This is a genomic window from Serratia sp. NA_13, assembly GCF_052691735.1.
Window position 1 is genome coordinate 89,593 of the sequence record NZ_JBQZFV010000014.1, and the last position, 23,250, is coordinate 112,842.

Below are 23,250 nucleotides of genomic sequence, written 5' to 3' on the forward strand. Positions count from 1 at the left end.
GCTAAAGAGCCGTTCTGCAAAACACCTCGAGAAAAGCAGATCGCGTTGCAGAAAACCGCCAAAACTTAGCGATACGCTGCGCAAACCCGCCAGTTTGAAGTTTTTTCAGCACAAAGCAGCGGGCAAAATGCGAGCTAACGCTGCATCCGGCTCGTTAGCCGTGTATACTGTGCGGAGAAAATACACATCTGCTGTTATTGGCATATCAACCGCTATCAACGAACATCATCATGGCTCAAGGCACGCTTTATATTGTCTCTGCCCCCAGTGGCGCAGGGAAATCAAGTCTGATTCAGGCTTTGTTAAAGACGCAACCGCTGTACGACACGCAGGTTTCGGTTTCGCACACCACGCGCGACAGCCGCCCGGGTGAACAGCATGGCGAGCATTATTTCTTCGTCTCAAAAGATGAATTCTGCCGAATGATTGAGCAGGATGCCTTTCTTGAGCACGCCGAAGTGTTCGGTAACTATTACGGGACCTCACGCGCCGCCATTGAGCAGGTGCTGTCGACCGGCGTAGATGTTTTCCTGGATATCGACTGGCAGGGCGCACAGCAAATTCGCGCCAAAATGCCGCAGGCACGCAGCATATTTATTTTGCCGCCGTCGAAGGACGAACTTGGCCGTCGCCTGCGTGGCCGCGGGCAAGACACGGATGAAGTCATCGCCAAACGCATGGCGCAGGCCGTGGCCGAAATGGCGCACTACGCGGAGTATGATTATTTAATCGTGAATGATGATTTCGATCTGGCTCTATCCGATCTGAAAACCATTATTCGCGCCGAACGCCTGCGTTTAGGCCGCCAATTACTGCGGCATGACGCTTTAATCAGCAAACTATTGGCAGACTGAAGACAGTTTCAGTATTATGCCCAGTCTTTTCGTCACCTGTGGAGTAGCACAAATATGGCACGCGTAACTGTTCAAGACGCTGTAGAGAAAATTGGTAACCGTTTTGACCTGGTGTTGGTCGCTGCTCGTCGGGCACGTCAAATCCAGACTGGCGGTAAAGATGCACTTGTTCCGGAAGAAAACGACAAGTACACCGTTATCGCGCTGCGCGAAATCGAAGAAGGCCTGATCACCAGCCAAATCCTCGATGTTCGTGATCGTCAGGAGCAGCAAGAGCAGGAAGCCGCAGAGATTCAAGCGGTTACCGCCATTGCTGAAGGTCGTCGTTAATTAGACTGCGAGTCAGCCTTTGTACCTGTTTGAAAGCCTGAATCTGCTGATTCAACGTTACCTGCCTGAGGAGCAGATTAAGCGCCTCAAACAGGCATACCTCGTTGCACGTGATGCTCACGAGGGACAGACACGCTCCAGTGGTGAGCCCTACATTACTCACCCGGTTGCCGTGGCCTGCATTCTGGCGGAAATGCGTCTTGATCATGAGACGCTAATGGCAGCACTGCTGCACGACGTCATCGAAGATACCCCGGCCACCTACCAGGATATGGAACAGCTATTCGGCAAAAGCGTTGCCGAACTGGTTGAAGGCGTATCCAAGCTCGACAAGCTGAAGTTCCAGGATAAAAAAGAAGCTCAGGCGGAAAACTTCCGCAAGATGATCATGGCGATGGTGCAGGATATCCGCGTCGTGCTGATCAAGCTGGCCGACCGTACGCACAACATGCGCACCCTCGGTTCGCTGCGTCCTGACAAGCGGCGGCGTATCGCGCGTGAAACCCTGGAAATCTACAGCCCCCTTGCCCATCGTCTGGGTATTCACCACCTGAAAACCGAGCTGGAAGAGCTGGGCTTTGAGGCGTTGTACCCGAACCGTTATCGCGTAATCAAAGAAGTGGTGAAAGCCGCACGCGGTAACCGTAAAGAGATGATCCAGAAGATTCTCTCCGAGATCGAAGGGCGACTGACCGAGGCCGGCATCCCCTGCCGCGTCAGCGGGCGGGAAAAACATCTGTATTCCATCTACCTCAAGATGCACCTGAAAGAACAGCGTTTCCATTCGATTATGGATATCTACGCGTTCCGGGTGATCGTGAAGGAAGTCGACACCTGCTACCGCGTACTGGGCCAGGCTCACAGCCTGTACAAACCGCGTCCGGGCAGGGTCAAAGACTATATCGCCATTCCAAAGGCCAACGGCTATCAATCGTTGCACACATCACTGATCGGCCCACACGGCGTACCAGTTGAGGTGCAAATCCGTACCGAAGATATGGATCAGATGGCCGAAATGGGGGTCGCCGCGCACTGGGCTTATAAAGAAAAAGAACAGGGTGAAACCGGCACCACCGCACAAATTCGCGCTCAGCGCTGGATGCAGAGCTTGCTGGAGCTACAACAGAGCGCCGGCAGTTCGTTTGAATTTATCGAGAGCGTTAAATCCGATCTGTTCCCGGATGAGATTTACGTTTTCACCCCGGAAGGCCGCATTGTTGAATTGCCTGCGGGCGCAACGCCGGTCGACTTCGCCTACGCGGTGCACACCGATATCGGCCACGCCTGTGTTGGCGCACGTGTTGATCGTCAGCCATACCCACTGTCACAGTCATTGACCAGCGGGCAAACTGTCGAAATCATCACGGCTCCGGGGGCACGACCTAACGCCGCCTGGCTGAACTTTGTCGTCAGCTCAAAAGCTCGCGCCAAAATCCGCCAGATGCTGAAAAACCTCAAACGCGATGATTCAGTTGGCCTTGGCCGTCGCTTGTTAAATCATGCGTTGGGCGGCAGCCGCAAACTGGCAGAGGTTCCAGCAGAAAATATCCAACACGAGTTGGATCGCATGAAACTGGCGACGCTGGACGACCTGCTGGCTGAAATTGGCCTGGGCAATGCCATGAGCGTGGTAGTAGCGAAAAACCTGCAGGGTGACCAGTCTAATCTGGGGACGTCCTCTGGGGTTCGTAATCTGGCGATCAAGGGCTCAGACGGCGTGCTGATCACCTTCGCCAAGTGCTGTCGACCTATTCCAGGCGATCCGATCATCGCCCACGTCAGCCCAGGCAAAGGGCTGGTGATCCACCATGAGTCCTGCCGAAATATCCGCGGCTACCAGAAAGAACCTGAAAAATTCATGGCGGTAGAGTGGGATCAAGACATCGAGCAGGAATTCATCGCAGAGATCAAAGTGGACATGTTTAATCATCAGGGGGCGTTGGCCAACCTGACGGCAGCCATCAATGCCGCTGAGTCCAATATTCAAAGCCTGAATACCGAAGAAAAAGACGGCCGGGTTTATAGTGCATTTATCCGTTTGACCACCCGCGATCGCATCCATCTGGCAAATATAATGCGTAAAATCCGTATCATGCCGGATGTGATTAAAGTTAACCGTAACCGAAATTAGCGCTTATGAGCCCTGAACGCTATGCGCGGATTTGTGAAATGCTGGCCACCCGGCAGCCGGATTTAACCGTCTGCCTGGAACAGGTTCACAAACCGCATAACGTCTCCGCCATTATCCGCACCGCCGACGCCGTCGGCGTGCATCAGGTGCATGCCGTGTGGCCCACCCCACGCATGCGCACCCTGGTTTCCTCCGCTGCCGGCAGCAACAGTTGGGTGAATGTCAAAACCCATCCCACCATTGTCGACGCCGTGACCCATTTGAAAGCTCAGGGTATGCAGATCCTGGCAACCAACCTCTCCGCGCGCGCAGTAGACTTCCGCGAGGTGGATTACACCCGCCCGACCTGCGTGCTTCTGGGCCAGGAAAAAACCGGTATTACCGAAGAAGCACTGCGGCTTGCCGATCAGGACATCATCATTCCAATGATCGGTATGGTGCAGTCACTCAACGTGTCGGTCGCCTCAGCATTGATCCTGTACGAAGCACAACGCCAGCGGCAAAATGCCGGTCTTTATCGCCGTGAGCACAGCATGCTCGACCAAGAAGAACAACAGCGCCTGCTGTTTGAAGGCGGTTATCCGGTGCTGGCCAACGTGGCCAAACGTAAAAGACTGCCGCGTCCGCACATTGATGAACAGGGTCAGGTGGTCGCCGATGCCGAATGGTGGGCAGCCATGCAAGCGACGGTACGCAAATGAAAGGCCGCCTGCTGGATGCTATCCCACTCACCACACTTTCCGGCGTGGGTGCCAGCCAGGCGGGGAAACTGGTCAAAATTGGCCTGGAAACCATTCAGGACTTGTTGCTGCACCTACCACTGCGCTATGAAGACCGGACCCGCCTCTATCCAATAAACGACCTGCAACCGGGTATTTTTGCCACGGTGGAAGGTGAAGTACTGCGTACGGACATCAGTTTTGGCCGTCGACGTATGCTGACCTGCCAGATCAGTGACAGTACCGGCCTGCTCACCATGCGCTTCTTCAACTTCAATGCGGCGATGAAAAACAGTCTGGCAACCGGCCGTCGCGTAACCGCGTATGGTGAAGTCAAACGCGGCAATCACGGCGCAGAAATTATTCACCCGGAATACCGCATTCAGGGAGAAAGCAGCGAGATTGAGCTGCAAGAGTCACTGACCCCGGTCTACCCAACGACTGAAGGTATTCGGCAGGCTACGCTGCGCAAGCTGACCGATCAGGCTCTGGAACTGTTGGATACCTGCGCCATCACCGAGCTGTTGCCGCCGGAGCTGAGCGGTGGTTTGATGAGTCTGCCACAGGCTCTGCATACCCTGCACCGCCCGCCGCCGGATATCCAGTTGGTTGATTTGGAACAGGGCAAACACCCGGCGCAAAAACGACTGATCATGGAAGAGCTGTTAGCGCATAACCTCAGTATGTTGGCGGTACGCGCCGGCGCTCAGAGCTATCAGGCACTGCCTCTGATGCCGGATGATCGGCTTAAAACACAATTTCTCACCCAGTTACCCTTTACACCGACCGGCGCGCAAGACCGCGTGGTGGCAGATATTGAAGCCGATATGCAAAAAGGCTTCCCAATGATGCGTCTGGTACAGGGCGACGTCGGCTCCGGTAAAACTCTGGTGGCCGCACTGGCCGCGCTACGCGCCATCGCCCACGGCAAGCAGGTGGCATTGATGGCACCCACGGAACTGCTGGCCGAACAGCATGCCAACAATTTCCGCCAGTGGTTTGAACCGCTGGGATTGGAAGTCGGCTGGCTGGCCGGCAAGCAAAAAGGCAAGGCGCGTCTCGCACAACAAGAGGCGATTGCCAGTGGTCAGGTTTCCATGGTGGTCGGTACACACGCCATTTTCCAGGAACAGGTAAAATTTTCCGGCCTGGCACTGGTGATCATCGACGAACAGCACCGTTTTGGCGTCCACCAGCGGCTGGCACTGTGGGAAAAGGGGGAGGAGCAAGGCTTCCATGCCCATCAGTTGATCATGACCGCCACGCCCATCCCACGCACGCTGGCAATGACCGCCTATGCCGATCTCGACACTTCGGTGATCGACGAGCTGCCCCCAGGCAGAACCCCGGTCACTACCGTCGCTATACCCGATACTCGGCGCGCCGATATAATCCAGCGGGTGAAAAGCGCTTGTCTGGAAGAAGGCCGGCAAGCGTATTGGGTTTGTACGTTGATCGAAGAGTCTGAACTACTCGAAGCCCAGGCCGCAGAAGCCACCTGGGAAGAACTGAAAACCGCGCTGCCGGAGCTGAAAGTCGCGCTGATACATGGCCGAATGAAAGCGCAAGAGAAGCAGGCAGTGATGCAAGCCTTTAAACAAGGCGAACTCCAGCTGTTGGTGGCAACGACGGTGATCGAAGTCGGTGTCGACGTGCCGAATGCCAGCCTGATGATCATCGAAAACCCGGAGCGGTTGGGGCTGGCACAGCTGCATCAGCTGCGTGGCCGCGTGGGCCGTGGTGCCGTGGCGTCACATTGCGTGTTGTTGTACAAAACGCCACTGAGCAAAACCGCGCAGAAGCGGCTGCAGGTGCTGCGTGACAGCAATGACGGCTTCGTCATTGCCCAGCAGGATCTGGAGATCCGTGGCCCCGGGGAGCTGCTTGGCACACGCCAAACCGGCAGCGCCGAGTTCAAAGTAGCCGATTTGCTACGCGATCAGGCGATGATCCCGGAAGTACAACGCGTCGCTCGTCATATCCATCAGCAGTATCCGCAACATGCCCACGCGTTGATTGAACGCTGGTTACCGGAAAAAGCGCGTTACTCTAACGCCTGATTCCCTGCCAAAACTAAGGGCGCCAATCGGCGCCCTTCTGATTTATTGCAATCCGCTAATCAACCTATCGCCGGGAACACCGGCAACAGCAGATACAGCTTAATCACAATCGCGTTGGCAATATCAATAAAGAACGCCCCCACCATCGGCACCACCAGAAACGCCAGGTGCGATGGGCCGAAGCGATCGGTAATTGCCTGCATATTGGCGATCGCCGTTGGCGTCGCGCCCATGCCGAAGCCACAGTGACCAGCTGCCAGAACCGCCGCATCGTAATTTTTGCCCATCACCCGGTAGGTGACGAAAATCGCGTACAGCGCCATCACCAGCGTTTGCACCGCCAGAATCGCCAGCATCGGCAAGGCCAGCGAAGCCAGTTCCCACAACCGCAGGCTCATCAGCGCCATCGCCAGGAACAGCGACAGGCTGACATTTCCCAACACCGATACTGCGCGTTCAAACACGGTATAAAAGCCGGTGAAGGCCAGGGTGTTGCTGAGGATCACACCAACAAACAGCACGCAGACGAAGTTTGGCAGTTCAAACACCGTGCCACTCAGTAAACCGGTAATCAACTGACCCAAGCTCAGACAGATGGCGATCATGGCAATGGTTTCAATCATGACCAGCGAGGTGATCAAACGACCGCTCTCCGGCTTTTCAAAACCGCTTGGCTGGACGCTGTCATCCGGCGTGCCTTCCGGCGTGGACGAATGTTTCACCAGATAACGCGCAACCGGGCCGCCGATCAGGCCACCCAGTACCAGCCCGAAGGTAGCACAAGCCATCGCCACTTCCGTGGCGTTTTCAAACCCGTAGCGTTCGATAAACAGCTTGCTCCAGGCCGCGCCGGTGCCATGGCCACCGGACAAGGTAATGGAGCCGGCAATCAGACCCATCAGCGGATCCAGACCCAGCATTTTTGCCATGCCGATGCCGATGGCGTTCTGCACCAGCAACAGGCCCAGCACCACAAACAGGAACACCATTAATGCCTTGCCGCCCGCACGCAATCGCGCTAGGTTGGCATTCAGACCGATGGTGGCAAAGAAGGCCAGCATCAACGGGTCTTTCAGCGACATATCGAAGCTGATTTCCCAGTTAACCAGCTTTTTCAGGGCTAACAACAGGAGCGCCACCAGCAAACCACCGGCGACAGGGGCGGGGATAGTATATTTTCTCAACAAGGGAATGCTGGTGACACATTTGCCCCCGAGGAGCAAAACCAATGTTGCCGCGACTAACGTGCCATAAGTATCAAGATGGAACATCCAGGTACTCCATGTAAGGGGAAAGATCCAATTAAAAAATAATAAGTTATAGAAAACCGCTTAGTTTTTAAAACTCGATGAGTACAGGATTAGAAGTAAAAAACGCTGATAACACAAGAAAAAATGAATGAAAATGCGACATAACCGGCGATTATACTAACATAACTTTAACGCGCAACCGTTTGCTTTTGTGAGGCAAATCATTAAAATGCCTGCTTTGCCGTTTCTGGGAATGCCACACCATGACCATGCCATCTGCCGAGCTCGATGCCGCGCAAAAAACCTCTGCCACACCCCGTAACAGTGAGCTGATTTATCGCCTGGAAGACCGACCACCTCTGCCGCAAACGCTGTTTGCCGCCGGTCAGCACCTGTTGGCAATGTTTGTTGCGGTGATCACCCCAGCGCTGTTGATTTGTCAGGCGTTAGGTTTACCGGCACAAGATACTCAGCACATTATCAGCATGTCGCTGTTTGCCTCCGGTCTGGCCTCTATACTACAAATTAAAACCTGGGGACCGGTCGGTTCTGGCCTGCTGTCCATTCAGGGAACCAGCTTTAACTTTGTCTCGCCGTTGATTATGGGTGGTCTGGCGCTGAAAAACGGCGGGGCCGATGTTCCCACCATGATGGCAGCGCTGTTTGGCACGCTAATGGTCGCCTCCTGCACCGAAATCCTGTTATCACGAGTGCTGCATCTGGCACGGCGCATTATTACCCCGCTGGTCTCCGGCATTGTGGTGATGATTATCGGTTTATCACTGATCCAGGTCGGACTGACCTCCATCGGCGGCGGCTATGCCGCGATGAACGGGGGCAGCTTCGGCGCCCCCAAAAACCTGCTGCTGGCCGGCGCGGTATTATTGGTCATCATTCTGCTTAACCGTCAGCGCAACCCCTACCTGCGCGTTGCCTCGCTGGTGATCGCCATGGCGGTCGGCTATTTACTGGCCTGGGCCATGGGTATGTTGCCGGAAAGCCAGCCGGTTACCGAAACGGCAGCTATCATTATCCCGACACCGCTGTATTACGGTCTGGGCTTTGACTGGAACCTGTTACTGCCGCTGATGCTGATCTTTATGGTCACCTCACTGGAAACCATCGGCGATATCACCGCCACCTCGGACGTGTCAGAGCAGCCGGTCAGCGGCCCGCTGTATATGAAGCGCCTGAAGGGCGGTGTGCTGGCCAATGGCCTGAACTCGATGCTCTCGGCAGTATTTAACACCTTCCCCAACTCCTGTTTTGGTCAGAACAATGGCGTGATCCAACTGACCGGCGTCGCCAGCCGCTATGTCGGTTTCGTGGTGGCTCTGATGCTGATCGCGCTGGGGCTGTTCCCGGCAGTCGCCGGTTTCGTGCAACATATTCCCGAGCCGGTCCTGGGCGGAGCCACTCTGGTGATGTTTGGCACCATCGCCGCATCTGGCGTACGTATCGTGTCTCGTGAACGACTGAATCGCCGTGCAATCATGATCATGGCGCTGTCACTGGCGGTGGGTATGGGCGTTTCCCAGCAGCCGCTGATCCTGCAGTTCGCGCCGGACTGGCTGAAAACCCTGCTCTCCTCAGGTATTGCTGCCGGTGGTATCACCGCTATCGTGCTGAACCTGGTGTTCCCGCACGAACACGAAAAGCCATAATCGGCCGCACCGATGATTAAACGGCCGCTCGCGGCCGTTTTTTATTGCCTATCAGACCATTGCTCTTGAGATGCCCGGCCAATTACGGCATAAACAGGGTATCTTTTTTGACCGACGCGGATGTAGACGATGAAATTTATCGGGAAACTGTTGCTGACGTTGCTGCTGTTGGTTGTGCTTGCCATTGCGCTGCTGTACGTCATTGGGCAAACCCGTTGGGCCGCGGGCTACTTGAGCCGCTGGGTCAGCGATAACAGTGAATATCGCCTGTCGGTGGCCAAGATCTCGCACTCGTGGGGCCAACCGGGTCAAATCAGCTTGGAAGACGTTAAACTAGCGACAAAGAATCAGCCACCTTCGCTGGTCGCCAAGCGACTGGATCTCGGCCTCAGTCTGCGCCAACTTACCGAACCGCGTTATTTCCACAGCGTAACGCTACGCGAAGGTACGCTTAAGCTCTCACAGCAAAATGCTGTATTGCCGATTCAGGCCGATGTACTGCAACTGAGCAATATGGCGCTGCAATCCAACGATGAAACCTGGCAGCTTAATGCGCAACAGGTCAATGCCGGTATTACGCCATGGCAACCGAAAACCGGTTATCCATTGGGTGAAAGCCATCAGTTCCAGTTCAGCGCCGGTTCCATGACGCTAAATGGCATCCCCGCTTCTCAGATATTGGTACAGGGCGAACTCAAACAAAACCAGTTGCTGCTCAGCAACTTCGGAGCCGATCTGGCGCAAGGTGATTTGACTGGCGTGGCGACCCGCGCCGCCGATGGCAGTTGGCAGGTAGAGCGCCTGCGGCTAAGCGGCGTACGCCTGCAAACTCCACTCACGCTGGAACAGTTCTGGCAGCGCTTTACCGCCCTGCCATCGATCACGCTCAAACGTTTTGATCTGATCGATGCGCGGCTGGAAGGTAAAGAGTGGGCATTCAACGATCTTGATCTGTCGCTGCAAAATGTCACCTTCCAGCAGGGCGACTGGAGCACTCCGGACGGTTCGCTGAACTTCAATGCCAGCGATCTGATCAACGGCAGCCTCCACCTGATTGATCCGATCATGAATATGCGGCTCTCGTCTGCAGGTATCGCTATTCAACAGTTCACCACCCGTTGGGAAGGTGGACTGTTGCGCACCTCCGGCAACTGGCTGCGCGCCAACAACCGACTGCAACTCGATGAGGTAGCGGTCGCCGCGTTGGAATACACCTTGCCAAGCGACTGGCGTGGGCTGTGGTTGCGACAATTACCGCACTGGTTGGCGGAGGTGTACGTCAACAAACTGACCACCAACCGCAACCTGATCATCGATATCAACCCGGCCTTCCCGTTCCAGATAACCGCGCTGGACGGCTACGGCAGTAACCTGCTGCTGGCGCGCGGCCACCAATGGGGCATCTGGTCCGGCACGCTGAATCTCAACGGTAGCGAAGCGACTTTCAACAAGATCGACGTACGTCGGCCATCACTGGCGCTGAATGCCAATGATGGCCAAATCAACGTCACCGATCTCAGTGCCTTTATGCCGCAGGGGTTGTTGGAGGCCAAAGCCACCGTTGAGCAACTGCCGGGCAAACCCTTCACGCTATTGCTGAACGGGCGCTCGGTACCGGTGAACACGCTACAACAATGGGGGTGGCAGCCGGTGCCACTGGAAGGTGACGGCAACCTGCAATTACAGTTGAAGGGCTTGCTAAGCAGCGATGGGCCGTTTAAGTCTTCTTTGCAAGGCCGGTTACAGGCCACCAGCAAGACGGGACAAACGTTGGAGCAACAACTGCCTTGAATGTGAAGTGGCCCTCTCAGCACAGAGGGCCTCAGTATCAACCTTCGATCGCCTCGCAACCGCCCTGGTCCAGAGGCACTTCCGGCTCGGCGGGCAGCACCATATAAGTGCCTTCAAACACCGCCCCTCTGTCATCGTCACCGAACAGATGTACTTCCGCCTGCACTCGCGCACGACGACCACGCGCCAGACGCGCCAAGTCACCGCTCAACGAACTCAGATCCGCAACCGCTCGCGGCCGACCGGTGATCGGTTTGCTGTAACGGATATGGGCATCCGCCAGAATAATGGTGCCGCCCAGATGGCGTTCACGCAGCAACAGCCAGATCAGCCCCCAGGCAGTCAAGGTGGCCAACGAGAACAGGCTACCGGCGAACAGCGTATGGTGCGGATTCTGGTTGCCTATCTCCGGCATGGTGGTGACAAAGCGTTGGCCAGTGTATTGGCTAATGCGCACGCCCATCTTCTCACTGAGTGGAATATGATCGTACCAGGCCTGCTGCAGCTGGCCACACCAGTCAGGGCGATGCAGAATGTCGTCCAGCGTCGCCACGGGCTTTATCATCAGGAAGTGACGAATCGGCGTAGTTTGCGGCGCAGTGATCTCACCCTGATTGACAAAGCCCAGTTTGGCAAAGAAATCCACTGCATCTTCACGGGCGCTACACACTACACGCTTCACGCTTTCCTGGCGCGCCACGGACTCCAGGGTCATGGCCACTAACGTCCCCAGACCTTTGTCCTGAACCGTCGGGTCTACTGCCAGAAAGCGAATCGCTGCCTCGTTGTCGGCATTGATATACAGCCGCCCAATCGCGACAATTTTTCCGGCCTCGTCCACCACCATTTGGTGATGCGCCATGGCGTCATAGGCATCCTTTTCCGACCCCACCGGCTGGTGCAGCGGCTTGCGCAGCATTTCCCAGCGGAACTGGTAATAATCCTTCAGTTCTTGTTCTGTTACCGGTACTCGTAGGTGATACATAGACGCCTTCTCTTTGAAAATACTTAAACCTGCAGCCAAAACGTCACCGGCCCATCGTTCACCAACGCGACTTTCATGTCCGCGGCGAATTCGCCGGTTTGGGTTTCTACGCCGCGCTCGCGGCACTGGCCAACAAAATATTGGTATAACCGATCGGCGACCAAAGGTTGCGCACCGCGTGAGAAGCTCGGACGCATGCCTTTTTGCGTATCGGCCACCAGCGTGAACTGCGAGACCACCAGCAGGCTTCCCCCTGCCTGTTGGACATTGAGATTCATCTTGTCGTTCTCATCGCCAAAGATGCGGTAGCCCAATACGCGCTCACACAGGCGCTCGGCCTTCTGTTCGTTATCGTCCTGCTCCACGCCCAATAACACTAACAAACCGGGGCCTATGTTGCCTACCGTCTGGCCTTCCACCATGACGCTGGCATTTAATACCCGTTGAATTAACGCAATCATAACTGCCCTTCTGATGACTGTTCCTGTTGTTGTGCCTTTTGCTGTCGGTAGTCGCGGTATTCCCCAATGGTCACCGTGATTTCTGCGCCGAGTAACACGATACACCAGCTCCAGTAGACCCAAAGGAATAAAATGGGGATCACCGCCAACACACCGTAAATCAGCTGATAAGACGGGAACATGGTGACATACAGCGCAAACCCCTTCTTGCCCAGCTCAAATAGCAAACCGGCCACCAGCGCGCCAATCAACGCATCCTTGGGTGGCACCCTAACCGTCGGCACGATGCAATACAGCAGCCAGAACGATATCCACGACAGAATCAGCGGGAAAATACGCAGTACCTGATCGACCAGGCTGTTGACGCCAGTCTGCGCCAACCAGTTCAGTGACAGCAGATAGGAGCTGATCGCCATACTGGCCCCCACCAACAGCGGCCCCAGGGTCAGTACCATCCAGTACACCGCGAAAGAAAACACAATCGGGCGCTTGTTCTTACTGCGCCAGATGGTATTCAGCACGCTATCGACCGAGGAGATCAACAGCAGCGCGGTGACAATCAACCCGCAAGTGCCGACGGCAGTCATCTTGTTGGAGTTGGCGACAAACTGCTCCAGATAACTCTGGATCACATTGCCGGCGGCAGGCATGAAGTTGGAAAAGATAAAGCTCTTCAGTTGGACGCTGATGTCGGAGAACATCGGGAATGCGGCAAACAACGCAAACACCACGGTCACCAGAGGTACCAGTGACAGCAGTGAGACGTAGGCCAGGTGGCCCGCCAACATGGTCAGGCCATCGCTGTCGACGCGTTTAATCAGCAGTCGTAAAAAGGTGACGCTGGGTTTTATCGAAGCGGGCAGCTTCTTGCGGCGGAAAAATGACATAGCCACTCCTTGATGTCAGTTTGTACGCCTTAAGCTTAACCCTTCGCAGTCATTGGGCAAAATAAGCCGGCACCACGTCACGATCGGTCACGTGCACCCCTTTAATACCCAGCACCTCAGCCGCGGTCACATTAGCCGCCACGTCATCAAAAAATACCGCCTGCTCGGGAGGCGTATTTTCTGCGCTTAACACGTGCTGAAAGATGTTGGCGTCCGGTTTGCGCATACCGATGTCCTGAGACAGGTACAGATGATCGGCGGCTTCGGCCACCTGCGGGTAGTGCTGCGGCCAGTAATTGCAGTGCAAGCGGTTGGTGTTCGATAACACCACCACCCGGTGACCTTCGCTGCGCAGGCGCTTCATGATATCGATCACTTCTGGACGCAGGGCGACAAACACCGCCTGCCAACCGGTAGCGAACTGCTCGAAACTGAGGGCAATCCCCATTTCGGCACTCAACCCTTCGGCAAAGTCTTCATCGCTGATTTCACCGCGCTCGTGCTGCTGAAACAATTCGCCCATAGCAAAACGTTCGGACAAGACCGCCAATGGCGTACCGCTCAAACTGCTCCATACACCCAGTACACGTTTGAAATCGATATCGACGATCACATTACCTAAATCAAAGATATACAGCATAGTCCTCTCCTGATGGGCCGGTGAGATTTTACTGTAGCGGGAAAAGCAGAGGCTGAATAGAGAGCGGATGGAAAAGCGTATAGCACGCGGCAGAAATGAGAAAAGACAGAGGAAAAAACTCAGGGCGCTGGCGCGCCCTAAGTGTTGCAGACTAAATCGGCGATTAAGCTTCTTTAGGACCGCGGCTTGCACGCTTACGATCGTTTTCCGTCAGGTGACGCTTACGGATACGGATCGAGGTTGGCGTGACTTCTACCAGTTCGTCATCATCGATGAATTCCAGAGCTTGCTCCAGGGTCATTTTGATAGCCGGAACCAGGGTAGTGGCTTCGTCAGTACCGGAAGCACGCATGTTGGTCAGCTTCTTACCGGTCAGGCAGTTCACGGTCAGGTCGTTGGAACGTGAGTGAATACCGATGATCTGGCCTTCATACACTTCCGCACCGTGACCCAGGAACAGCTTGCCGCGATCTTGCAGACCGAACAGGGCGAACGCTACCGCTTTACCCTGGCCGTTAGAGATCAGCACGCCGTTCTGGCGCTGGCCAACTTCACCCGGACGCACGTCGTCGTAGTGGCTGAAAGTGGAGTACAGCAGACCGGTACCGGAAGTCATGGTCATGAACTCGTTACGGAAGCCAATCAAGCCGCGGCTTGGGATCACGTAGTCGAGACGCACACGGCCTTTACCGTCTGGATCCATGTTTTTCAGGTCAGCTTTACGCTCACCCATGGCTTGCATGACGGAACCCTGGTGCTGTTCTTCGATGTCCAAGGTCACGTTTTCGAACGGCTCTTGTTTACGACCATCGATTTCACGGAAGATTACTTTCGGACGGGATACCGCCAGTTCGAAACCTTCACGACGCATGTTTTCGATCAGAACCGACAGGTGAAGTTCACCACGGCCAGATACGCGGAATGCATCAGCATCTTCAGTTTCTTCAACGCGCAGTGCCACGTTGTGCACCAGTTCCTTGTTCAGACGCTCAAGGATTTGACGCGAAGTCACAAACTTACCTTCTTTACCGCAGAAAGGTGAGGTGTTGACGTTGAAGAACATGGTTACGGTCGGCTCATCTACAGACAGCGCCGGCAGTGCTTCCACTGCAGAGGTGTCACAGATGGTGTCGGAAATGTTCAGCTCGCCCAGACCAGTGATAGCGATGATGTCGCCCGCTTCAGCCAGGGTAGACTCGATACGCTCCAGACCCATGTGGCCCAGCACTTTGCCCACTTTACCGTTGCGAGTTTTACCTTCGCTATCGATGATGGTGACCTGCTGGTTTGGCTTCACTTTACCGCGCTTGATACGGCCGATACCGATCACGCCCAGGTAGTTGTTGTAGTCCAACTGGGAGATTTGCATCTGGAATGGCGCTTCGAGCTCAACCTGCGGTGCAGACACGTGGTCTACGATCGCTTGATACAGCGGGGTCATGTCTTCCGCCATCTCATTGTGGTCAGTACCCGCGATCCCCATCAATGCAGAAGCATAGATGATTGGGAAGTCGAGTTGCTCGTCGGTCGCGTCGAGGTTAACGAACAGGTCGAAGACCTGATCAACAACCCAATCAGGACGTGCGCCCGGACGGTCAACCTTGTTGATTACCACGATCGGCTTCAGACCATTAGCAAAAGCTTTTTTGGTCACAAAGCGGGTTTGCGGCATTGGGCCATCCATTGCATCCACAACCAGCAGCACCGAGTCAACCATTGACATCACACGCTCAACCTCACCGCCGAAGTCGGCGTGTCCTGGGGTATCCACGATGTTGATGCGGTAGTCTTTCCAATTAATGGCGGTGTTTTTAGCGAGGATGGTAATCCCACGCTCTTTCTCCAAATCGTTGGAGTCCATTACGCGTTCGGTGGCTTCTACACGCTCTCCGAAAGTACCGGATTGTTGCAGCAGCTTGTCAACCAGGGTGGTCTTACCATGGTCAACGTGGGCAATAATGGCGATGTTACGCAAATTTTCGATCACAGCTTTGCCTCAGGCATTAGAAATAGCGCGCTATTGTACACGTATTAAGCGAGGGACTAAACAAGATCACAACAGTCTCTTATAAACAACTGTGTACAGGTCAGTATGTGATCCCTTTCACGGTGCAAAAAGCAGCACCCGGTGCACTTTTGCACCACTATAGTGCCCAACCATCCATTGTTTGCACCATTTAGGTGCAAATAGTCACTAATGGTGCATACTGAATCTGTGCAAAAGCCGCGCAGAAAGGCGATTAAAGCGCTTTCGCAAAGTTGGCACAGTTTTCGCTTTAGTCTTTTCAAGACAAAAAAAGCCAGTTCCACAGATTCGTTCCACGACGAAGACAATGACAAATCCGGGAGAGTTAAGTATGTCCGCTGAACACGTTTTGACGATGCTGAATGAGCATGAAGTGAAATTCGTAGACCTGCGTTTCACTGACACCAAGGGTAAGGAACAGCACGTTACCATCCCTTCTCATCAGGTAAATGCCGACTTCTTCGAAGAAGGTAAAATGTTTGACGGTTCCTCGATCGGTGGTTGGAAGGGCATCAACGAATCTGACATGGTGCTGATGCCAGACGCCAGCACGGCGGTATTGGATCCGTTCTTCGAAGAATCCACGCTGATTATTCGCTGCGACATCCTCGAGCCAGGCACCATGCAAGGCTACGACCGTGACCCACGTTCAATCTCCAAGCGTGCAGAAGACTTCCTGCGTTCTTCCGGCATCGCGGACACCGTGCTGTTCGGGCCTGAACCAGAATTCTTCCTGTTCGATGATATTCGTTTCGGCAGCAGCATCCGTGGTTCCCACGTAGCTATCGACGATATCGAAGGCGCATGGAACTCCGGCACCCAATACGATGGCGGCAACAAAGGCCACCGTCCGGCAGTCAAAGGCGGCTACTTCCCGGTTCCTCCGGTCGACTCGTCACAGGACATCCGTTCTACCATGTGTTTGACCATGGAAGAAATGGGCCTGGTGGTTGAAGCGCACCACCACGAAGTGGCAACCGCAGGTCAGAACGAAGTGGCAACCCGCTTCAACACCATGACCAAGAAAGCCGACGAAATCCAAATCTACAAATACGTGGTTCACAACGTGGCTCACGCATTTGGTAAAACTGCGACCTTCATGCCGAAACCTATGTTCGGTGATAACGGCTCCGGTATGCACTGCCACATGTCACTGTCCAAGAACGGGACTAACCTGTTCGCCGGCGACAAATACGGCGGCCTGTCTGAAACTGCCCTGTTCTACATCGGCGGCATCATCAAGCACGCCAAAGCGATCAACGCCCTGGCCAACCCAACCACCAACTCTTACAAGCGTCTGGTCCCAGGTTACGAAGCACCGGTAATGCTGGCTTACTCAGCCCGTAACCGTTCTGCTTCCATCCGTATCCCAGTGGTAGCCAGCCCGAAAGCGCGCCGTATCGAAGCCCGTTTCCCGGATCCAGCGGCGAACCCATACCTGTGCTTCGCGGCTCTGCTGATGGCAGGCCTGGACGGTGTGATTAACAAAATCCACCCTGGCGATGCCATGGACAAAAACCTGTATGACCTGCCACCAGAAGAAGAAGCTGAAATTCCAAAAGTTGCAGGCTCTCTGGATGAAGCGCTGGCTGCACTGAGCGAAGACCGCGAGTTCCTGACCCGTGGTGGCGTATTCACCGACGACGCGATTGACGCTTACATCGATCTGCGTAAAGAAGAGATGGACCGCGTGCGCATGACGCCGCACCCGGTTGAGTTCGAACTGTACTACAGCGTTTAAGCTTTACGGCGCCGTCTGTGGACGGCGCTCAGATTTAGTTGTCTTTTTTTGTTGCCGTGGAAACTTTCTGCCCATCTTCGGATGGGTTTTTTTCTCCACCGTATTTTCTGCAAAACTATTCCGTACCGCACGCATGGCGGATGGAGTAGGATAAATGCACTAAAAAGGTGCAGTCGTCTGCTATGCCCAAGAGATTTCACGGCGCAGCTAGGCGGCAACCGAGCGAACCGACAGGAGCTTGGTCTGCCAAGTGACTGGTGTGAGTAAGAGCAGCCAACAACGCTGCGTCTTGAAAGATAAAGGGCATATATGGCAACTGGCAAGCTGCCCGACGCTGGGCAGATCCTCAATTCACTCATCAACAGCATCCTGCTATTGGATGCTCGGCTTGCGGTTCATTACGCCAATCCGGCAGCACAACAACTGCTGGCACAAAGTTCCCGTAAACTTTTCGGTACACCGTTACCCGATCTGCTCGGTTATTTCTCGCTGAATGTCGATCTGATGCGTGAGAGCCTGCGTGCCGGTCAGGGCTTTACCGATAGCGAAGTGACCCTAGTGGTCGACGGGCGCGCTCATATCCTCTCCCTGACCGCCCAGACGCTGTCTGAAGGCTATATCCTGATCGAACTGGCGCCCATGGATAACCAACGCCGCCTGAGCCAGGAACAGCTGCAGCACGCTCAGCAGGTTGCCGCTCGCGATCTGGTTCGTGGTCTGGCGCATGAGATTAAAAACCCGCTTGGTGGGCTGCGCGGTGCGGCACAGCTGCTGGCCAAGGCTTTGCCCGATCCGTCGCTGACCGAATATACCAAGGTGATCATTGAACAGGCCGACCGCCTGCGCAATCTTGTCGATCGCCTGCTGGGCCCGCAACGGCCGGGCCAGCACATTACTCAGAGTATTCATCAGGTGGCGGAGCGAGTCTGCCAACTGGTGTCGCTGGAAAAGCCAGATAACGTGACTCTGGTGCGCGACTACGATCCGAGTCTGCCGGAGTTGGCGCACGACCCGGATCAAATCGAGCAGGTGTTGCTGAACATCACCCGCAATGCGCTACAGGCGTTGGGCGAAGCCGGTGGCACTATCACACTGCGCACCCGTACCGCATTCCAGATCACCCTGCACGGCACCCGCTACCGGCTAGCGGCACGTATCGATATTGAAGATGACGGCCCCGGCGTACCGGCACAGCTGCAGGACACGCTGTTTTACCCAATGGTCAGCGGCCGCGAAGGCGGAACCGGCCTGGGTTTATCCATCGCCCGTAATCTTATCGATCAGCATTGCGGAAAAATTGAATTTAACAGTTGGCCAGGACATACCGAATTCTCGGTTTACCTGCCTATTCGCCAGTGAGGTTTTCTATGCAACGAGGGATAGTCTGGATCGTCGATGACGATAGCTCCATCCGCTGGGTGCTTGAACGCGCGCTCACTGGAGCGGGTGTGAGTTGCGTGACCTTTGAAAATGGCAATGCGGTACTGGAAGCCCTGGCCACGCAAACTCCTGACGTGTTGCTGTCTGACATCCGCATGCCGGGCATGGATGGTCTGGCGTTGCTCAAGCAGATCAAGCAGCGCCACCCCATGCTTCCGGTCATCATAATGACGGCACATTCGGATTTGGACGCCGCGGTCAGCGCCTACCAGCAAGGGGCGTTTGATTACCTGCCAAAACCCTTCGATATCGATGAAGCAGTCGCGCTGGTAGAACGCGCCATCAGTCATTATCAGGAACAGCAACAACCGGCACGCAGCCAGCCGACCAACGACCCGGTGGCCGACATTATCGGCGAAGCCCCGGCAATGCAGGACGTGTTCCGCATCATTGGTCGTCTGTCGCGTTCATCGATCAGCGTGCTGATCAACGGCGAATCCGGCACCGGTAAAGAGCTAGTGGCCCATGCCTTGCATCGCCACAGCCCACGAGCCAAATCTCCGTTTATCGCGTTAAATATGGCGGCTATCCCTAAAGACCTGATCGAATCCGAGCTGTTCGGCCACGAGAAAGGGGCCTTTACCGGCGCCAATCAGATCCGTCAGGGCCGCTTTGAGCAGGCCGACGGCGGGACATTGTTCCTGGATGAAATCGGCGATATGCCGCTGGATGTGCAAACCCGTTTACTGCGTGTGCTGGCAGATGGTCAATTCTACCGGGTCGGTGGCTACGCACCGGTGAAGGTGGACGTGCGCATTATCGCCGCCACCCACCAGAACCTGGAGCTTCGGGTACAGGAAGGTAAATTCCGTGAAGATCTGTTCCATCGCCTGAACGTCATTCGCGTACATCTGCCACCGTTGCGTGAACGTCGTGAGGACATACCGCGTCTAGCGCGCTACTTCCTGCAAGTGGCGGCAAAAGAGCTGGGCGTTGAGGCGAAGAATCTGCATCCGGAAACCGAAACCGCCCTGACCCGCCTGCCGTGGCCAGGTAACGTGCGTCAGTTGGAAAACACCTGTCGCTGGTTAACCGTGATGGCTGCCGGGCAGGAAGTGCTGATTCAGGATCTGCCTAGTGAGCTGTTTGAAACCGCTGCGCCGGAAACGACGGGCCACAGCTTGCCGGACAGTTGGGCTACGCTGCTGGCGCAGTGGGCAGACCGCGCACTGCGTTCCGGGCATCAAAACTTGCTGTCGGAAGCGCAACCGGAAATGGAGCGCACTTTGCTCACGACCGCGCTGCGCCATACCCAGGGGCATAAGCAGGAAGCCGCTCGTTTGCTGGGTTGGGGCCGCAATACGTTAACCCGCAAGTTGAAAGAGTTGGGAATGGAATAGTTTGCGTTGTTGATTATAGAAAACACAATCAAGCGCACAAAAAATCGACGACTTCAGGCTTTACAGCCGCTCTGCCGGCAGTATGATCGGGGCGCACACTCTGGAGGCTCTCGATGCTGGACTCACTGGTCGCATTCATTTCCCAAGGCGCGGAGCTTGGCTCTGCCGCCAGCCACACGCCGCAGGCAGCCGTTGCTGCGGTGCTGTGCGCAGCACTGATTAATTTCTTCAGTTGAATTGCTAATTGAAAAAATGGCCGCTAATGCGGCCATTTCTTTATCGTTCAAATAACCCGAGAGAATTGCTGAGTACGCGCCTGCTGCCGCAGGTAGATATCAAAACACATGCAAATATTGCGGATCAGCAACCGACCCCGTGGCGTGACGCGAATACCCTGCTCGTCACGCTCCACCAGCCCATCGCGTTCAAACGGTGCCAGCAGTTGCAGGTCTTCGGCAAAATAGCCGGCGAAGTCGATCGCGAACTGTTGTTCTATTGCCAGATAGTCCAGCTTGAAATTGCAGATCAGCGTTTTGATCACCTCGCGCCGCAGGCAATCGTCTTCCGTCATCGCCAGACCGCGCCACAAGGCATTCCCCTGCGCCTCAACGCTACTGTAATAGGTCTTCAGTTCTTTCTGGTTCTGGGCATAGCTGTCCCCCAGCATGCTGATGGCGGATACTCCCAGCCCCAGCAAATCACTGTCCCCCTGAGTGGTATACCCCTGGAAGTTGCGGTGCAGTTTTCCTTCGCGCTGTGCCACGGCCAGTTCATCATCCGGGCGGGCAAAGTGGTCCATGCCGATAAACTGATAGCCGGACTCGGTCAGGGAGGCGATGGTCTGCTGCAGGATATCCAGTTTCTGCTGCGCGCTCGGCAAATCCGCGTCTTTGATTTTACGTTGGGCTGCAAACAGGTTCGGCATATGGGCGTAGTTGAATACGCTGAGGCGATCCGGGTTGAGTTCCGCCACCCGCTGCAGGGTGTAAGCGAAGCTCTCCGGCGTCTGCTTTGGCAGCCCGTAGATCAAATCGATATTGGTGGAGTTAAAGCCCAAAGCCTTGGCGCGGGCGATCAGAGCGAAGATAAAGGTTTCATCCTGCTCACGGTTCACCAGCCGCTGCACTTCTTTATTGAAATCCTGTACCCCCATGCTCAGACGGTTAAAGCCTTCGCTGCGTAAATGATCGAGCACATCCAGCTCAATCTCGCGCGGATCGACTTCGATCGACATTTCCAAATCGGGGAGAAAATCAAAGTGTTGGCGCAGCGTGGCCACCAGCTTGCTGATTTGCGACTTGCTCAGGTAGGTTGGTGTACCGCCCCCCCAATGCAACTGACCGACTTTACGCCCGGCAAACAGAGGAGCGCGCTGGGCGATCTCCTGTGCCAGCACCGCCAGATATTCATCGGCCTTGTGCGTCTGACGCGTCACCAGCTTGTTGCAGCCACAGAAATAGCAGAGTTTGTGGCAGAAAGGGATATGGACATACAGTGACAGCGGGCGTTCTGGATAGCGCGCAGCGGCGCGTTGAAACGCCGCTTCGCCGTAGCCCTGATTGAACTCCAGCGCTGTGGGGTATGAGGTATAACGCGGCCCTGAATAGTTATATTTCTGGATCAGGGCCAGATCCCAGACAATTGCCTGCTCTGACATGCTCACTCCTTCCGATATTTTTTCCTACCGGGCCGGGAAATGGGCAGTTGTCTACGCTGTCTGGCCGCGGAAGCGCTGCGAAAACGCGTTTTGCGTTTAGACAGCCGCCATAGTTTACCGAATAACCACAGCAGATAACACATCAAGAGTAGGGCTATTGTCAGGTTCAGCCACATGACGCGTTAAATTACGTCTTTTGGGTTACCGCCTTTCAGCAGTTTCAGGATATCTTCCCGCTTCTCTTCTTCTTCTTCGTCGTCGTCACCCAATTCAATGCCCAATTGCTCCATCAGGGCATCGATACGATCCAGCGTCTGATCAACATATTTCTGATCTTCGGCGCTCAGAGTCTCGCCGTCATCAATGCGATCCAGCAGTGCGTCCAAACGCTCATCATTTTCCAGCTTGGCCAGTTCTTCTTCCGGCGTCAGACGTGGCTTAGGCTTGGCTTCAGCTTTCGGCTTGGGTTGCGGTTTGGCTTTTGGCTTATCTTCAACCACCAGCGCTACCGGGACTTTGCTGCCAATACGCGGATCTTTGGCCTGAGCCGCCGCTTTATTCTTTTGATTAGCGGACTCAACCTGGGTGCGAGAACCGGAAGCGAGACCACGGCGTTTTTTCGCACGCTTGTGTTCACGGGCTTCCTGATCGAGCTCCGCACGACTTTTCTTTTTGTTTTTCGGCGTCGCCGCGCTGCTGCGTGGGGCGCGAGGTGCTTTTGATGGCTGGTTCATAGCGTATGCTCTTAGGTATGTAGATTCAGTATAGAGATAGATGCTATACGATTGCGGCGGAATCTAGCAGAAAGCGGACAAAGAAAAAAGGCGGCAGGTTAAACCCGCCGCCTATTTGCACCCTCTTTCGAAGGATATTCCAGCTCACGCGCTCCGTGCGCACACTCAACATCCTGGTTTTTCCTTTTGCTATAAACGCATTCCCTGCCGCACTACGTCCTTCATCCTGAAAGAAAAATCGTCCATGGCACAATCCATGCGCATCCACTCTTCCTGAGCGCGCTTCCCGCGGGCATCCAAATTGCAGTGACTTCACCATCCTTGTGCTATTCGCATATTCAGATGCAAATAGGTCAATTCCTTCTGGGTTCTTCCTGGCACTCCAGCACTTCCTGTGCACTCCATGAGATTTATCACCCTTCCCGGATGTTCCTTAAATCCTGCACAGCCTTGTGCTGCAACCTACTTTACGCTATCAGGAATTAGGCTCAAGGTAGTTGCCGGGCAATTGGCATAACAAAAAACACAACGGAGAATTAA

General features: G+C 55.0%; 19 protein-coding genes. 11 read left to right on the forward strand and 8 right to left on the reverse strand.

The window, feature by feature from the left end; all coding sequences use genetic code 11:
* Positions 1-230 precede the first annotated feature (230 nt).
* Genes gmk through recG form a run of 5 tightly spaced genes read left to right on the forward strand, consistent with a single transcriptional unit; the run spans position 231 to position 6,094 of the window.
* Positions 231-854, forward strand: a complete 624-nt coding sequence (gene gmk, locus ACUTSU_RS18035) for a guanylate kinase (RefSeq protein WP_445654514.1) — start codon at positions 231-233, stop codon at positions 852-854.
* A 54-nt stretch (positions 855-908) separates the two neighbouring features.
* The gene (rpoZ, locus tag ACUTSU_RS18040; RefSeq protein WP_004953385.1) at positions 909-1,184 is read left to right on the forward strand and encodes a DNA-directed RNA polymerase subunit omega; all 276 of its coding nucleotides are present in this window, start codon (positions 909-911) and stop codon (positions 1,182-1,184) included.
* A gap of 19 nt (positions 1,185-1,203) precedes the next feature.
* Entirely contained in the window at positions 1,204-3,315 is a 2,112-nt protein-coding gene (spoT, locus tag ACUTSU_RS18045) for a bifunctional GTP diphosphokinase/guanosine-3',5'-bis pyrophosphate 3'-pyrophosphohydrolase (protein WP_153858506.1), read from the forward strand.
* A 5-nt stretch (positions 3,316-3,320) separates the two neighbouring features.
* On the forward strand, positions 3,321-4,016 hold the full coding sequence (gene trmH / locus ACUTSU_RS18050) for a tRNA (guanosine(18)-2'-O)-methyltransferase TrmH (protein ID WP_445654515.1): 696 nt from the start codon (positions 3,321-3,323) through the stop codon (positions 4,014-4,016).
* Positions 4,013-6,094, forward strand: coding sequence for an ATP-dependent DNA helicase RecG (gene recG / locus ACUTSU_RS18055; protein ID WP_445654516.1), 2,082 nt, complete (start codon positions 4,013-4,015; stop codon positions 6,092-6,094). Before trmH ends, recG begins: the two co-directional genes overlap by 4 nt.
* Positions 6,095-6,153: 59 nt before the next feature.
* Here the strand turns inward: recG and gltS are convergent, their stop codons facing one another.
* Positions 6,154-7,365, reverse strand: coding sequence for a sodium/glutamate symporter (gene gltS, locus ACUTSU_RS18060; RefSeq protein WP_445654517.1), 1,212 nt, complete (start codon positions 7,363-7,365; stop codon positions 6,154-6,156).
* Between the two features lie 242 nt (positions 7,366-7,607).
* Here gltS and ACUTSU_RS18065 point away from each other — a divergent pair, with 242 nt between their 5' ends.
* Together ACUTSU_RS18065 and ACUTSU_RS18070 are read left to right on the forward strand one after the other, a co-directional pair.
* The gene (locus ACUTSU_RS18065; protein ID WP_445654518.1) at positions 7,608-9,008 is read left to right on the forward strand and encodes a nucleobase:cation symporter-2 family protein; all 1,401 of its coding nucleotides are present in this window, start codon (positions 7,608-7,610) and stop codon (positions 9,006-9,008) included.
* Positions 9,009-9,137: 129 nt separating this feature from the next.
* Positions 9,138-10,799, forward strand: coding sequence for an AsmA family protein (locus ACUTSU_RS18070; RefSeq protein WP_445654519.1), 1,662 nt, complete (start codon positions 9,138-9,140; stop codon positions 10,797-10,799).
* 37 nt (positions 10,800-10,836) lie between these two features.
* Here ACUTSU_RS18070 and fabY read toward each other — a convergent pair whose 3' ends face one another.
* From fabY to typA, 5 genes are all read right to left on the reverse strand, one after another.
* Positions 10,837-11,784 (reverse strand): fatty acid biosynthesis protein FabY, encoded by a 948-nt coding sequence (gene fabY / locus ACUTSU_RS18075; protein WP_261433315.1) that lies wholly within the window; start codon positions 11,782-11,784, stop codon positions 10,837-10,839.
* A 23-nt stretch (positions 11,785-11,807) separates the two neighbouring features.
* Entirely contained in the window at positions 11,808-12,245 is a 438-nt protein-coding gene (dtd, locus tag ACUTSU_RS18080; protein WP_445654520.1) for a D-aminoacyl-tRNA deacylase, read from the reverse strand.
* Entirely contained in the window at positions 12,242-13,132 is an 891-nt protein-coding gene (locus tag ACUTSU_RS18085) for a virulence factor BrkB family protein (protein WP_445654521.1), read from the reverse strand. The genes dtd and ACUTSU_RS18085 overlap by 4 nt, the downstream gene beginning before the upstream one ends.
* 49 nt (positions 13,133-13,181) lie before the next feature.
* Positions 13,182-13,772, reverse strand: coding sequence for a glucose-1-phosphatase (gene yihX, locus ACUTSU_RS18090; protein ID WP_445654522.1), 591 nt, complete (start codon positions 13,770-13,772; stop codon positions 13,182-13,184).
* Between the two features lie 163 nt (positions 13,773-13,935).
* Complete coding sequence (gene typA / locus ACUTSU_RS18095) at positions 13,936-15,759, reverse strand: ribosome-dependent GTPase TypA (protein WP_020837665.1); 1,824 nt, start codon at positions 15,757-15,759, stop codon at positions 13,936-13,938.
* 370 nt (positions 15,760-16,129) lie between these two features.
* Between typA and glnA the strand changes: the two genes are divergently transcribed.
* From glnA to ACUTSU_RS18115, 4 genes are all read left to right on the forward strand, one after another.
* The gene (glnA, locus tag ACUTSU_RS18100) at positions 16,130-17,539 is read left to right on the forward strand and encodes a glutamate--ammonia ligase (protein WP_135318559.1); all 1,410 of its coding nucleotides are present in this window, start codon (positions 16,130-16,132) and stop codon (positions 17,537-17,539) included.
* Between the two features lie 309 nt (positions 17,540-17,848).
* Complete coding sequence (gene glnL, locus ACUTSU_RS18105) at positions 17,849-18,898, forward strand: nitrogen regulation protein NR(II) (protein WP_445654523.1); 1,050 nt, start codon at positions 17,849-17,851, stop codon at positions 18,896-18,898.
* Between the two features lie 8 nt (positions 18,899-18,906).
* Complete coding sequence (gene glnG / locus ACUTSU_RS18110; protein ID WP_445654524.1) at positions 18,907-20,319, forward strand: nitrogen regulation protein NR(I); 1,413 nt, start codon at positions 18,907-18,909, stop codon at positions 20,317-20,319.
* A gap of 113 nt (positions 20,320-20,432) precedes the next feature.
* Complete coding sequence (locus ACUTSU_RS18115; RefSeq protein WP_017894468.1) at positions 20,433-20,555, forward strand: YshB family small membrane protein; 123 nt, start codon at positions 20,433-20,435, stop codon at positions 20,553-20,555.
* A gap of 47 nt (positions 20,556-20,602) precedes the next feature.
* Here the strand turns inward: ACUTSU_RS18115 and hemN are convergent, their stop codons facing one another.
* Together hemN and yihI are read right to left on the reverse strand one after the other, a co-directional pair.
* Entirely contained in the window at positions 20,603-21,976 is a 1,374-nt protein-coding gene (gene hemN / locus ACUTSU_RS18120) for an oxygen-independent coproporphyrinogen III oxidase (protein WP_445654525.1), read from the reverse strand.
* Between the two features lie 182 nt (positions 21,977-22,158).
* A complete protein-coding gene (yihI, locus tag ACUTSU_RS18125) occupies positions 22,159-22,710 on the reverse strand; it encodes a Der GTPase-activating protein YihI (RefSeq protein WP_261097212.1) in 552 nt (183 codons plus the stop codon).
* Positions 22,711-23,250 lie beyond the last annotated feature (540 nt).